At 39.3% G+C, this 15,069-nt stretch carries 10 protein-coding genes; all 10 read right to left on the reverse strand.

Annotated features, from left to right (window positions below; all coding sequences use genetic code 11):
- Positions 1 to 91 precede the first annotated feature (91 nt).
- Positions 92 to 337: a type B 50S ribosomal protein L31 gene (locus CWR48_RS00825; RefSeq protein WP_115771140.1), complete on the reverse strand. Its 246-nt coding sequence runs from the start codon at positions 335 to 337 to the stop codon at positions 92 to 94.
- Between the two features lie 169 nt (positions 338 to 506).
- Entirely contained in the window at positions 507 to 1,787 is a 1,281-nt protein-coding gene (rho, locus tag CWR48_RS00830) for a transcription termination factor Rho (protein ID WP_115771141.1), read from the reverse strand.
- 725 nt (positions 1,788 to 2,512) lie between these two features.
- Entirely contained in the window at positions 2,513 to 3,481 is a 969-nt protein-coding gene (gene glpX, locus CWR48_RS00835; protein WP_115771142.1) for a class II fructose-bisphosphatase, read from the reverse strand.
- 117 nt (positions 3,482 to 3,598) lie between these two features.
- The gene (locus tag CWR48_RS00840) at positions 3,599 to 4,885 is read right to left on the reverse strand and encodes a UDP-N-acetylglucosamine 1-carboxyvinyltransferase (protein ID WP_115771143.1); all 1,287 of its coding nucleotides are present in this window, start codon (positions 4,883 to 4,885) and stop codon (positions 3,599 to 3,601) included.
- A gap of 555 nt (positions 4,886 to 5,440) precedes the next feature.
- Positions 5,441 to 6,295 (reverse strand): class II fructose-1,6-bisphosphate aldolase, encoded by an 855-nt coding sequence (gene fba, locus CWR48_RS00845; RefSeq protein ID WP_115771144.1) that lies wholly within the window; start codon positions 6,293 to 6,295, stop codon positions 5,441 to 5,443.
- 122 nt (positions 6,296 to 6,417) lie between these two features.
- Entirely contained in the window at positions 6,418 to 6,798 is a 381-nt protein-coding gene (locus tag CWR48_RS00850; RefSeq protein WP_342772426.1) for a response regulator, read from the reverse strand.
- Between the two features lie 599 nt (positions 6,799 to 7,397).
- Positions 7,398 to 9,005 carry a CTP synthase gene (locus tag CWR48_RS00855; RefSeq protein ID WP_115771146.1) on the reverse strand — a complete coding sequence of 536 codons (1,608 nt, stop codon included), beginning with the start codon at positions 9,003 to 9,005 and terminating at the stop codon, positions 7,398 to 7,400.
- 314 nt (positions 9,006 to 9,319) lie between these two features.
- Complete coding sequence (gene rpoE, locus CWR48_RS00860; protein WP_342772422.1) at positions 9,320 to 9,838, reverse strand: DNA-directed RNA polymerase subunit delta; 519 nt, start codon at positions 9,836 to 9,838, stop codon at positions 9,320 to 9,322.
- Between the two features lie 504 nt (positions 9,839 to 10,342).
- Positions 10,343 to 13,618 (reverse strand): fused isobutyryl-CoA mutase/GTPase IcmF, encoded by a 3,276-nt coding sequence (gene icmF, locus CWR48_RS00865; RefSeq protein WP_115771148.1) that lies wholly within the window; start codon positions 13,616 to 13,618, stop codon positions 10,343 to 10,345.
- A 295-nt stretch (positions 13,619 to 13,913) separates the two neighbouring features.
- Entirely contained in the window at positions 13,914 to 15,056 is a 1,143-nt protein-coding gene (locus CWR48_RS00870) for an acyl-CoA dehydrogenase (RefSeq protein ID WP_115771149.1), read from the reverse strand.
- Positions 15,057 to 15,069: the final 13 nt, after the last annotated feature.

Genomic DNA, 15,069 nt, shown 5'->3' on the forward strand with positions numbered 1-15,069 from the left:
AATATAGACATTTTGCCTGTTTTTTCGTAAAATATGTCGGATACTTTACTTTTATTATGCAGCGACAACTACTAAAAGTTGTTTCAGCTTTTTATTTAAGATTATATTTCTTCTTGAATCGGTCAACACGGCCGCCGACTTTATCAGCTTTTTGTTTACCAGTATAGAACGGATGAGAATCAGAGCTAATTTCAACTCGGATTAATGGGTATGTGTTACCATCTTCCCATTCAATTGTTTCACTAGATCCTCTAGTTGATCCACTCAAAAATTTGAATTCTGAGCTAGTGTCAAGAAATACTACTTTTTGGTATTCTGGATGAATTTCCTTTTTCATCATCTTCCACTCCTTTTTGCCCTGAGTCCTTTAGAAACAGAGTTATTGTAAGAGCCGTCATAGGTATAAAACCTTATCAAAACTCACATGAAATAATTATACCAGTGTGAACTAGTGATTGCAATAGCTAGAAAAAAATAATATAGCTCATGAAACGATATAAAACCAACTACTTCTTGATTCCTTTTCGCTTCATTTCCTCTTCCATTTGTGCAAAAAATTCTTCATTGCTCTTCGACAATTTCAATTTTCTTAAGAAGCGTTCCAAGAAGTTTGGCGAATCCTGCATCGTTTTACGGATTGCCCACATTTTATCAAGCTGATCTTTGGAAACGAGTAATTCCTCTTTACGCGTACCAGAACGTAAGATATCGATTGCAGGGAAAATTCTGCGATCCGATAAATTACGATCTAAATGTAATTCCATATTACCTGTTCCTTTAAATTCTTCATAAATAACGTCATCCATACGTGAACCAGTATCGACTAAGGCTGTTGCTAATATCGTAAAGCTTCCGCCCTCTTCAATGTTTCTCGCAGCACCGAAGAATCGTTTTGGACGATGAAATGCAGCAGGATCAATCCCCCCTGAAAGTGTACGGCCACTTGGTGGGATAACTAGGTTATATGCACGTGCAAGTCTTGTAATACTATCCATCAAAATAATAACATCACGTTTATGTTCTACTAAGCGCATTGCCCGTTCTAGTACGAGTTCTGATACTTTAATATGGTTTTCAGGCACTTCATCAAAGGTAGAACTTACCACATCAACATCCTTTGCAACCGAACGTTCAATATCGGTTACCTCTTCTGGACGTTCATCAACAAGTAAAATGATTAATTTTGCCTCTGGATGATTTATGGTAATACTGTTCGCAATTTCCTTAATTAATGTTGTTTTCCCCGCTTTAGGTGGAGCAACAATTAACCCACGCTGACCAAAACCAACCGGCGTCATCAAATCGATAATTCGAGTAGAAAGATTACTCGCTTCCGTTTCTAGTTTCATGAAGCGATTTGGGTATAATGCGGTTAAACCAGGAAAATGCACACGTTCTTTCGATGTTTCTGGGTCTTCACTATTTACTGCGTCAACGTGTAGCAGGCCATAGTAACGTTCATTTTCCTTCGGTGGACGTACCTTACCAGAAACTTTATCACCGTTCCGAAGATCGAAGCGGCGGATTTGTGAAGCAGAAATGTAAATATCCTCAGCACTTGGAGAATAATTAATTGGTCTTAAGAAGCCAAATCCTTCTGAGGGAATAATTTCTAGCACACCATCCATAAATAGGAAGCCGTCTTTTTCTGCCTGGGCTTTTAAAATTGCAAAAATAAGTTCCTTTTTCGTTAATTTTGCATAATAAGACACTTTATATTCCTTTGCTAACGTATAAAGTTCCTTTAATGTCAGTACTTCTAATTGAGAGATTGTTAATGCGGACATTCTATCACCACGCCTATTCGTTATAATATCTTATGATTTAATATTGGAAAAATTTAATTCTTGTTCAAGATCATACTTATTTTTCATATTTTGAAACTGATTTTTTGTGAATGAAGCTATCTTGAGTGGAGTTGTTAATCTCCCCGATTACATGATGATTTTCTAAGAATATTAACGGAAACGATCTTCCGTTTTTTGTTTGCAGTGCTCATTGTTCGAGGGGGTATACCTTAATAGAACATAATAGCATTATCATAATATTGATCGTTCCACTTCTTTGTTGGAAGATGTCCTTTGAGAAATGTAGAATTAATGCAGAAGCTTAAGTCAGAAGTTTAAGTTAAAACTATAGCTGAATTATTCTCTAAGCGTAATTATGGTAGCGGTTTTATTCAGGTATAAACTATGCTAGCCAAGATGACTCTATCTTAAACATTTATTATCATACGCTTTTCATCCCTATTATTCAATACCAATTTTAGAAATTCTATTTATAATGTAATTTTCCCCACTTAGTTAAACTAGTTTACTAGTATTTTCTTACTAGATCACGATGTATACATGAAACTTATACAGAAATACTCGGGTTATTATATGAAAGGAAAGGAAGCCAATATGCTCCGGCTTCCTTTCTTTCATTATTTATTAGAAAACTTGGCGTTTGCCTTAGTTGCATTTATGTAGAAAGAAATATGGAAATACTTTCTTTACTACCAAGTCATTGGTTAAGGCTGCATGACAAGATTAGGTTTCTTCTGTAAGCTATGTTTTCCTTCAATAAAGCGAACGGTACCACTTTTTGCTCGCATGACAATGGTCGATGTTGTCGCATTCGAGCCTTTAAATTGAACACCCTTCAGTAATTCACCATCGGTAACACCTGTTGCGGCAAAAATTGCATCGTCTCCACTACAGAAATCATCCATGTAAAATACTTTATCTAAATCGGTAATGCCCATTTCATGGCAACGCATGATTTCTTCGTTATTAGAAGGAAGAAGCTTTCCTTGAATTTCCCCACCGAGGCATTTTAATGCAGCTGCTGCAAGTACCCCTTCAGGAGCACCGCCACTACCTAATAAAATATCAACACCTGTATCATCAAAGGCCGTATTCATTGCTGCAGCTACGTCACCTGCCGGAATCAATTTAATTCTTGCACCTGAATTTCGAATTTCTTGAATTAACTTCGCATGTCGCGGACGATCCAATACGGTTGCAACAACATCCTCTATATCTTTATGCTTTGCTTCAGCTACCGCTCTTAAATTATCAATGACAGGTGCATTAATATCAATTTTCCCAACTGCTTCTGGCCCAACAGCAATTTTTTCCATATACATATCTGGTGCATGTAATAAGGAACCTTTATCAGCTATCGCGATAACCGACAGGGCATTCCAAGATCCTTGGGCAACGATGTCTGTCCCTTCTAATGGATCCACCGCAACGTCAACCCCTGGACCATCCCCTGTTCCAAGTTTCTCACCAATATATAGCATTGGCGCTTCATCCATTTCCCCTTCACCAATTACTACCGTTCCTTGCATCGGAATCGTATCAAATACGGAGCGCATTGCGGTAGTTGCGGCATCATCTGCCTCATCTTTTACTCCTCTACCCATCCAACGTGCAGATGCTAATGCAGCTGCCTCTGTAACGCGTACGATTTCCATTGATAAACTTCTTTCCATCATATACCTCTCCCTTTTTAATAAAATATTCTCATCCCAAAAGAATGACTTTATTAATTAGGGTGTACAATTAGAAATTTCATTGCAATAAGTATGTTTTTAAACAGATTGCTCAAATTATGAGTTTTGGAATTGGATAACTTCCTTTTCTGTCATTTCTTCTCTCCATACTTTTGCACCAAGGCCAATGAGTTTCTCTGTTATGTTCTCATAACCTCTGTCAATATGTTCTAAGCCTGTTATTTCTGTTATGCCATTCGCCATAAGTCCTGCAACAATTAACGATGCACCGGCACGCAAGTCACTTGCCTTTACCTTTGCACCTTCTAATTGAACTGGACCAGTGATAATTGCCGATCCACCCTCGACTTTAATCATTGCATTCATTCTTCTCAATTCATCAATATGCTTTAATCGAGCAGAATAGATTGTATCCGTTATGACTCCAGTGCCTGTTGCTCTTGTCAAGAGTGATGTAAAAGGTTGCTGAAGATCTGTAGGAAATCCCGGATAAACCAATGTTTTGATATCGACGCTCTTCAGGTGCTTTTGTGGTCTGATTAGCAGTTGTTCATCGCTTTCTTCAATCGATATCCCCATCTCACGAAGCTTCGCTAACAAGGATTCGATATGTCTTGTAATCACATTATCGATGATTACTTCTTCTCCCTGTGCAGCAGCTGCAATTGCATACGTGCCAGCTTCAATTCGATCGGGAATAATCGTATGCTTACAACCATGTAACGTTGGTACTCCCTCGATTCGAATCACGTCCGTACCTACGCCTTTGATCTTCGCACCCATATTCGTAAGCAGTGTAGCAACATCGATAATTTCTGGCTCTTTTGCTGCATTTTCGATAACCGTTTTTCCTTTTGCCTTCACTGCTGCCAGCATAATATTGATTGTTGCACCGACACTAACAACATCCAAATAAATTCTTGCACCTCTTAATTCCTTCGCGCGCAAATAAATGGCACCTTGTTCATTCGTAACTTCAGCACCGAGTGCTTCGAAGCCTTTAATATGCTGATCGATTGGACGTGGTCCTAAATAACAACCTCCAGGAAGACCAATTACCGCCTTGTTAAATTTACCAAGCATTGCACCCATGAAATAATAAGATGCACGAAGCTTCTTTACTTTCCCATTGGGTAATGGCATTGCAACCATATTCTCCGGATTGATTGTCATTGCTTGTCCATCCCATGATACTTGACCACCAATTTCCTCCAGGAGATCCCCTAATGTATGAACATCAGAAATTTCCGGAAGTCCTTCCAAGGTAACTGGCGAATCCGCTAGTATGGATGCGGGTAACAAAGCAACTGCGCTATTCTTAGCACCACTTATCCGGACCATTCCATTTAATGGATGCCCACCTTCAATTAACATCTTTTGCATATAAATAACCCCGCTTTGAGAGGTTGTCCAAATCAGATTTGAACACACGTCATTTCTTTTTTACTTTTTTGGAAACTAGACGAAAGCCTAACACTTTTGCAAAAATCCCCCTTGCGTATAAGTGATAGTGAACCCATTCATTTCATTGATGAATTCATGCTATAGTCCATAAATAGTTGAGGAGAAAATTAGGATAATTAGGTGGAGATGTAAGCAACGAGCTAGAAGTCTCAAGATTTCTTTATCCTGCTAGCTTCGTTTCTGTAATTCTTATGATGTATGTCCCATCTAACATCCTTCATAAATCGCCTTACCCAGTTGAATAACGTTCTACTGGATAGAGCTTTACTTTAAGTTAGTTTTTACAGCTTAAAAATATTCATACCCAAAATTTAATTTATTCCAGTCGCTTATGAATTTCTCAATTCCTTGGTCTGTTAATGGATGTTTCACAAGTTGTCCCAACACACTGTACGGAATATTTCGAAAAAGGTATGTAACAAAACATCAGCTAGAATGGAAAACCACTCCAGTGCTGATGTTCATTTAATAAAATTAAGCTTGTTGTGATGAACCGAATTCGCGCATCTTACCTTTAACTGTTTCTATAATTGCTTCTGTGCCTGGTCCTAAGTATTTACGTGGATCATAAACATCTGGTTTAGCTGCAAGTGTTTCGCGAATAGCTTTCGTTTGTGCAATTTGATTTTCAGTATTTACGTTAATTTTTGCAGTACCTAAAGAAACTGCTTTTTGGATATCCTTTGTAGGAATTCCTGTTCCGCCATGTAATACCAATGGAACGTTAACAAGATTTAAAATTTCTTCCATTTCTTTAAATCCTAGGTTAGGTTCGCCTTGGTATGGTCCATGTACTGAACCTAATGCAGGTGCTAGGCAGTCAACGCCAGCTTCTGTTACTAGACGTTTACATTCGTTTGGATCTGCATAGTTGATTCCACCGATTACGCCATCTTCTTCTCCACCAACAGTACCTACTTCTGCTTCAACAGAAACACCGTGGATATGAGCTAATTCAACAACTTTCTTCGTTGTTGCAATGTTTTCGTCAATTGGTGAATGTGATGCATCAATCATAACAGATGTAAACCCAGCGTGGATTGCTTCTGCAGCTTTTTCAAAGCTTGAGCCATGGTCTAAGTGAATTGCAACTGGCACTGTTGTACCATATGATTCCATTAAAGACTTAACCATTGCTACAACAACATTGAAACCGCCCATATATTTCCCAGCGCCTTCAGAAACCCCAAGAATTACTGGTGATTTTTCTTCTTCAGCTGCTTTTAAAATAGCTTGGATATATTCCAAGTTATTGATATTGAACTGGCCTACTGCATAGCCATTTTCTTTCCCTTTTTCTAGCATTTCTTTCATTGATACTAACGGCATTATATTTCCTCCTTTAGATAATCGCAATTCATCTACCTAAATTTTTTTTACACTCTAAGAATACCAAGTACTAGAGACAGGTGCAACAATTTAGCTATAACTTAAATATTCAGGAAACAAAATTAGTCATTTTCTAACAGAATAGCATTAACTTGTGCGCAAAAATCACTAATATTAAATGGTTTTGCGATTACCCCTTTTACTAATTTGCTCTGTTTTACATCATCCATTATCTTCTCCACTAAGCCGCTTATAACAATGGTTGCAACCCCTACGTTCTCTTTTTCTATTGTCTCTAATAGCTTTTCCCCATCGATTATTGGTATATTATAATCTAGAATGATGAGGTCAAAGGTATTTGAATAGATTTTATCTAGCGCCTCTTTTCCTGTTGCTGCTGTCATTATTTGGTATCCTTCACTACTAAGGATATCTGTTAATAACAAGCGAATTCCTGGCTGATCATCGACTACTAAAATATTTTTTTTGATATGAATTCTAATCGCCCCCTACAGCATAGATTCATCCTCTTACACTAAGGTTCGCTATTACATCTCTTAATTCCTGCAAAACTGGTAAAAATTGTATTGCCAGTTTTTTACAATTTTTTTCAGACTTTTCATCATCCGCTGCTTTTTAGACAAAGTAACCTATTGCAACTAAGAAACCTACCTTAACTTATATGCTAATGATGAGTTTATATAAACTACGGACTATTTTAGTGCTTAAGGTTCTTCGGCCAGTTACTCCAGAAATACACTACGCTTTCCGCGGGGAGCTGGCGAGCCAACTCGCGCTTCGTTGTCTCGCCTAGGCTCTTCTTCCCGCAGGAGTCTCCGTGTATTTCTTCCGCTGGGGTGGAAAAAATCACATATAAAAGAGCGGCTTACCACTTACAAACGTGGTTATTTGAAGTAAAGCAATGTAACTTTTTGAGTGAATATCAACTTCTCTACTGAGCTGAATTTAAAATTGTCACGAATCCGCACTTTGTATCAACTACAAATTTCCATCCACACTTAATAATGACAACTACCTTTTAAAATAAAGTCATCGATAAAAAACCTCGACTAAGGGAGTCTACTTAGTCGAGGTTATTTTGTTATTTATTATTATATTGTACAGATGCTTCAATAAAGCCTTTGAATAGGCCTTGTGCTCTTGTTGGTCGTGATGTGAATTCTGGGTGGAATTGACATGCAACGAACCATGGGTGATCTTGTAGCTCAATGGTTTCCACTAATCTGCCATCTGGGCTTGTACCCGAGAAGATAAATCCTTTTTCTTCCATTTGTTCACGATAAACATTATTGAATTCATAACGGTGACGATGACGTTCTTCGACAGAATCTGCTCCATCGTATGCTGCTTTCGTCTTTGTTCCATCCTTCAGTACACATTCATATGCACCAAGTCGTAATGTACCACCTAAATCAGAGACATCCTTTTGATCTGGTAATAAGTCAATAATTGGATGTGGTGTACTTGGGTTGATTTCAGCAGAATGTGCTCCCTCCAGGCCAACAACATTACGCGCAAATTCAACAGATGCCAGCTGCATGCCGAGGCAAATTCCGAAGAAAGGAATCTTGTTTTCACGTGCATAACGAATCGCTTCGATTTTGCCATCAATTCCTCTATTACCAAATCCGCCTGGTACGATGATCCCATCCACATTCGCTAATTCCTGTTCAATTGCGGTCTTATCTAGTTGCTCCGAATTAATCCAATGAATATTAATATCTGCATCATACACATAGCCTGCATGCTTTAATGATTCTACAACTGAAAGGTATGCATCCGGTAATTCTACATACTTACCAACTAATCCAATATCAACGGTTTTCGACAGATTTCTTACCTTATTTACGAGGTCTTTCCATTCTTTCATATCCGCTGGTCCACAATCTAAACCAAAATGATCACAAACTAATTGGTCAAGCTGCTGATCTTGTAATGTAATTGGGATTTGATAAAGTGTATCAGCATCCGGCATTTCGATTACGGCATCTACATCAATATCACAGAATAGAGAGATTTTCTCTTTCATTTCTTTACTTACTTCATATTCAGTACGTAAAACAACGACGTTCGGTTGAATCCCTAATGATCGTAATTCTTTTACACTATGTTGTGTTGGTTTTGTTTTCATTTCACCAGCAGCTTTAATGTAGGGAATAAGGGTACAATGCACGTACATCACACTATCGCGGCCTACTTCCTTCTTAACCTGACGAATTGCTTCCAGGAATGGCAACGATTCGATATCTCCAACGGTTCCACCAATTTCTGTGATTACAACATCTGCCTTTGTAGCTTCACCAGCACGATAGACTTGATCCTTGATTTCATTCGTAATATGCGGAATAACCTGTACTGTACCACCAAGATAATCGCCACGGCGCTCTTTGCGAATAACATTGGAATACACTTTTCCTGTTGTAATATTGCTATATCTATTTAAATTATTATCAATAAATCGTTCATAATGGCCTAAATCCAAATCTGTTTCCGCACCATCATGAGTAACAAATACTTCTCCATGTTGATATGGACTCATAGTTCCTGGGTCAACATTAATATATGGATCAAATTTTTGGAGCGTTACCTTTAACCCTCGATTTTTCAATAAACGTCCTAACGATGCAGCGGTTATTCCTTTTCCCAAGGAAGAAACTACACCACCTGTAACAAAAATATACTTCGTCACGATGAATCCCTCTTTCCTTACTTTGATATTGATGTGTTTTATTTATTATTCTCGCAAACTTAATTCTCATCCAGTCATTAGATGACAACAACACTTGCGCTTAGCCAGTGAGCAAATTTTTAAACTTTCTTATCTGCAGATTATAAGTTCCTAAAATTTACTAGGAAGCTATGCTAAAACGATATGCTTTATCCTTATAATAAAAAACAAAAGCGTCTCCCCGTATCTCGGGGAAACGCATTGGAATTTAATTAATAGAGCCCAATTAAAATTGTACTCATAGAACAATAAAAAGTCAAGCAGCCCTAAAAAAATTATTCTTCCTCGTCTACGTCTACATCATCGTCATCGTCATCGTCATCGTCATCGTCAAAATCCTCATCGAAGTCATCTAGATTTTCATCATCAATATCTAAATCTTCATCATCCAGCACTTCGTCTAAATCTAAATCGTCCTCATCATCCAATTCTCCAAGTTCGTCATCGAAAGCAGCATCTTTTTCAATAGGTGTTTTCTTCTTGGCTGTTGTTTTCTTCTTTTTCACCGGAACATGTACTTCTTCATCTTGTTGTTCAACTGGATACCAGCTTCTGAGTCCCCACATATTTGAACCGATTGTCGTAAAGCGTCCATCAATATTCATATCTGTGTAGAATTGAGCAATTTTCTTTTCCTTTTCTTTTTTCGTGAATCCTCTTAACTCGGAAATTCTATCAAAAATTTCATTAAAATGAAGGGCTTTTTTTTCCTCTTTTAAAATCATCCCAGTCAATTCAATCAATGATATACTTTTTATTTCCTCGTGGCTAAGATCTTTTAAGCTCACGGTCATGCACTCCCTTTACTTATATATTGCTAGCCTTAACGCCTAGTTATTTAACGATGAATTCAATTTTATCCATAACATACTATAACATTTTTCATGTAAAATAAACATACATCCATTATAATCATTTTTAATATGATTATGCTAGTTTTCTGGAAGAAAAAAGTTGGAAGCATAAGTACTTCTCAACTTTTGAGGGTAAATTTGATTGATAAGTCTATTTCTTTCATTCTTGATCCAGTAAGTTGTTTTCACTTTTCTTTGTCTAGTTCAGCCTCCTAAAAGCTACCGGCATAAGCAATGGACACTCCAAGCACAAAAACCACGTGCTTTTCGGTCTCTTGCTTATGCGTCCGCTTTTGGGCAGTCGCCTTCACTTTTCTCTGTCTAGTACCGCGTGGGCTATCGACTATGGTCATTTTCAATGGACTCTCCGAGTGGGAAGTTCACTACTCTACGGTCCCTTGTCTCTGCCCTCCGTCGCTGAACAGCCCGCTATACTTTTCCTCCCTACATATTCCTTCGATATTGTCCGCCTACTTCGTATAGTGCATTGGTGATTTGACCGAGGCTTGCGACTTTGACCGTTTCCATTAGGGCCTCGAAGGTGTTCCCTCCGGCCGCTGCAACTGCTTTTAATTGTTTGAGTGCTTCGTCAACATAATCTTTATTTTTTTGTTTAAATTTATTTAGCTCGGTAATTTGATGTTCCTTTTCCTCGGTCGATGCGCGGGCAAGCTCCATCGAATCAATTTCCTCCGCTGCCATTGGGTTGGGATTTAGGTATGTGTTTACGCCGATAATTGGTAATTCACCGGAATGCTTCTTCCGTTCATAGTAAAGCGATTCCTCTTGGATTTTCCCGCGTTGATATTGGCGTTCCATGGCACCAAGCACACCACCACGATCATTCATTTTCTCGAATTCCTTGAGCACTGCCTCCTCGACAAGACCTGTTAGCTCATCAATAATAAAAGCGCCCTGTAAAGCATTTTCATTTTTCCCAAGGCCATATTCCTTATTAATAATCATTTGAATCGCCATCGCTCGTCTGACCGATTCTTCCGTTGGTGTTGTAATAGCCTCATCATAGGCGTTTGTGTGCAGAGAATTCGTATTATCCTGGATTGCAAGCAAAGCTTGGAGTGTAGTCCGAATATCATTGAAATTAATTTCTTGCGCATGGAGCGATCTCCCTGAAGTTTGTACATGGTATTTCAACTTTTGACTTCGCTCATTAGCACCATATTTATCACGCATCGTAATCGCCCAGATTCTACGTGCCACACGACCAATCACGGTATATTCTGGATCCAGTCCATTGGAGAAAAAGAACGAGAGATTATGTGCGAATTTATTAATATCCATCCCTCTACTTAAATAATATTCAACATACGTAAAACCATTTGCAAGGGTAAATGCAAGCTGTGTAATTGGATTCGCTCCTGCCTCCGCAATATGATATCCGGAAATGGATACCGAATAATAATTTCGGACCTGATGATCGATAAAATACTGTTGAATGTCTCCCATCATCCTTAAAGCAAATTCCGTTGAAAAAATACATGTATTCTGGCCTTGATCTTCTTTTAAAATATCTGCCTGCACTGTGCCACGAACGACTCGAATGGTGTCCTTCTTTATTGTCTCATACTCATCATTACTTAGTTCACGCCCGTTTTCCTCTTCAAACCTCACAACCTGTTGATCAATCGCTGTGTTAAAATACATCGCCAAAATGATTGGCGCTGGGCCATTAATTGTCATAGAAACAGATGTTAGTGGATTCGTTAGATCAAAATCGGCATAAAGCTTTTTCATATCAGCCAATGTCGCAATGTTCACGCCACTTTCGCCGACCTTTCCAAAAATATCCGGGCGATGTGCAGGGTCTTCACCGTATAAGGTTACCGAATCAAATGCGGTCGATAGCCGTTTTGCCTCATCGTTTTTTGATAAATAATGAAAACGTCGATTCGTCCTTTCTGGCGTCCCTTCACCAGCAAACTGTCGTGTCGGATCTTCCCCCTGCCGTTTGAACGGGAACACTCCTGCGGTAAAAGGAAAAGCACCTGGTACATTCTCCTTCATTAGCCATGTTAACCGCTCACCCCATTCGTGAAACGTTGGAAAAGCGACTTTAGGAATCTTCAATCCTGATAAAGATTCTGTGACGATATCCATTTCAATTTCTTTATTACGTACAATGAAGGTCATCGTTTCTTGATTGTAGCTTTCCTGGAGGTCATCCCAAGTTTCTAGTAGCGCTTTCGCCCCAGGGTCAAGGGTTTCGCGATATTGATCAAACGTTTGTTTGACTTTCTGTATTTCTAGGTCAAACGTTTGTTTGAATTCATCTTCCCCATACTCCTCGCCAATGATACTCATTGTTCCTTCAAGCTGGTACAGTTTCCGAGCAATCTCACTTTGCTTTCTTACGTTCTCATGATAGGTCCGTATATTAGTAGCAATTTCGCGAAGATAATGTCGGCGATCATTTGTAATAATCATGTTCTGCTTCTCTGCAATTGTATGACGATCAAAATCAACCATTGCATTCCAGTGATATTTATCATTTAATGTATCAACAAGAGATGCGAAAAGGGCATTTGTTCCTGTATCATGAAATTGACTCGCAATCGTTCCGAAGACAGGAAATTTCGTTTTATCCTGTTGGAAGATCATATGACTGCGCTCATATTGCTTCCGTACTTGGTTCAGTGCATCCTCCGAACCATTTTGTTCAAATTTATTAATAACAATAAAATCAGCATAATCGATCATATCAATTTTCTCTAATTGGGTTGGTGCACCGAATTCCGCGGTCATCACATACATCGATAAGTCTGTAATGTCAGTAATTGCAGCATCCCCCTGACCAATTCCACTTGTTTCAATCATGATGAAATCAAAGCTCGATGCACGGAGGACGCCGATTACATCTTGGATTGCTTTAGAGAGTTCCGTTTTCGAATCACGTGTTGCTAGAGAACGCATATATACCCGGTCAGTAAAAATAGCATTCATGCGAATCCGATCCCCAAGTAGGGCGCCACCCGTTTTTCGTTTGGTTGGATCGATTGAAATAATGGCGACTTTCTTGTCGGGAATTTCATTCATAAATCGCCGAATCAGTTCATCAGTTAACGAGCTTTTTCCAGATCCGCCCGTTCCGGTAATCCCTAATACTGGGATATTTTCATCGCCATGTTCCTTCAATAGCTTCAAAACACGTTGTTTTTCTCCTAAATGATCCGTATCACTCTCTACTAAGGTAATAAATTTCGCGATTGCCCGTCGATCTCCCTTTAGTAAATTATGGAAATCGTTTTCTGCTTCAATTGGCGGGGTAAAGTCACTTTCCTCAAGCATACGATTAATCATTCCTTGTAGTCCCATTTTCCGTCCGTCCTCCGGAGAGAATATCCAGTCTACTCCATAATCATGCAGCTCCTTGATTTCACGTGGGATGATGACACCGCCACCTCCACCGTAAATTTTAATGTGCGCTGCACCAAGTTCCTTTAATAAATCTACCATATATTTGAAGTATTCAACGTGTCCGCCTTGATATGATGAGATTGCAATCGCTTGGACGTCCTCTTGGATCGCCGCATGAACGACTTCCTCAACTGAACGGTTATGTCCCAAATGGATAACTTCTGCGCCACTCGATTGTAAAATTCTGCGCATGATATTAATGGAAGCATCGTGCCCATCAAATAAGCTAGATGACGTAATAAAGCGAACAGGATTTTTTGGCCGATATACCTTCACTTCCTCCATCTTGCTTCCCCCTTCGTTCTTTACGAATTAGACTCCTTCATATTGTTTATTTTTAATTATATATAAACTGTGGACTAGTTTAGTACTCAAGGTTCTCAGACCAGCCGCTCCAGAAATACACTTCTCGCAGGAGTCTTCGTGTATTTCTTACGCTCGGGTTTTAAAAAATCACTTAGAATGAGTAACTTACCACTGACAGCTGACGTTGAATGAGATGAAAGAATGGGAACTCATGAGTGAATAGCGACTACTGTATAAATCTGAAAATAAAATTGTCACTTGCTCGCACTTTATTTCAACTTTTCGTCAACATCCGGCCAATAACGAGGCGCTGTATTTCGTTCGTTCCTTCGTAGATTTGTGTGATTTTGGCATCGCGCATGTAGCGTTCGACGGGATAATCCTTTGTATAGCCATAGCCGCCAAATATTTGCACAGCCTCTACTGTGGTTCGCATTGCTACATCTCCAGCAAAAAGCTTAGACATGGCGGATGCCTTCCCATATGGCTTTCCTGCAGATTCTAGCCATGCAGCCTGATAGGTTAATAATCTAGCAGCTTCAATTTCTGTCGCCATATCCGCTAATTTGAAGGAAATCCCCTGGTTATTTGCGATTGGCTTGCCAAATTGCTCACGTTCTTTGGCATATTTTACTGCGGCATCCAGTGCTCCTTGTGCAATTCCAAGTGCCTGTGCAGCGATTCCATTCCGTCCACCATCAAGCGTTGTCATGGCAATTTTAAAGCCATCACCCTCAGCTCCGAGCATATTATCTTTTGGCACACGACAATTTTCGAAGATTAACTCCGTCGTCGGTGAAGAGCGAATCCCTAACTTCTTCTCCTTTTTTCCGAAAGTGAATCCCTCTGTTCCTTTTTCAACGATAAATGCGCTAATTCCTTTATGCTTGGCATCTGTATCTGTTTTCGCAAATACAATGTATAGATCTGCCACTCCGCCATTCGTAATCCAAACCTTATTCCCGTTCAGTACATAATGATTACCGTCCGCTTTTGCTGTCGTTTTCATTGCAGCTACATCACTTCCTGCACCAGGTTCAGATAGTGCATATGCGCCGAGCGCCTTTCCCGTTGCCAGTCTAAATAGGAAGTTCTCTTTTTGCTCTTCGTTTCCATATTTATAAATCGGCCAGCTTGCAAGTGACAAATGCGCGGACAATGTGACTCCAGTTGATGCACAAACTCTTGAGAGTTCTTCTACTGCTATACAATAGCTGACATAATCGGCATCGATCCCGCCATACTTCTCTGACCACGGTATCCCTGTAAGACCTAGTTCTGCCATTTTATCAAAAATTTCCCGGTCAAAACGCTCTTCCTCATCTCGTTCCGCCGCAGTAGGTTCCACTTCCTTTTTCGCAAAGTCTCGAACCATTTTTCGAAGCATTTCTTGTTCTTCTGTTAGCTGGAAATCCATATGTACTCCTCCT

Source organism: Oceanobacillus arenosus, assembly GCF_003369575.1.
Taxonomy (GTDB): Bacteria; Bacillota; Bacilli; order Bacillales; family Amphibacillaceae; genus Oceanobacillus; species Oceanobacillus arenosus.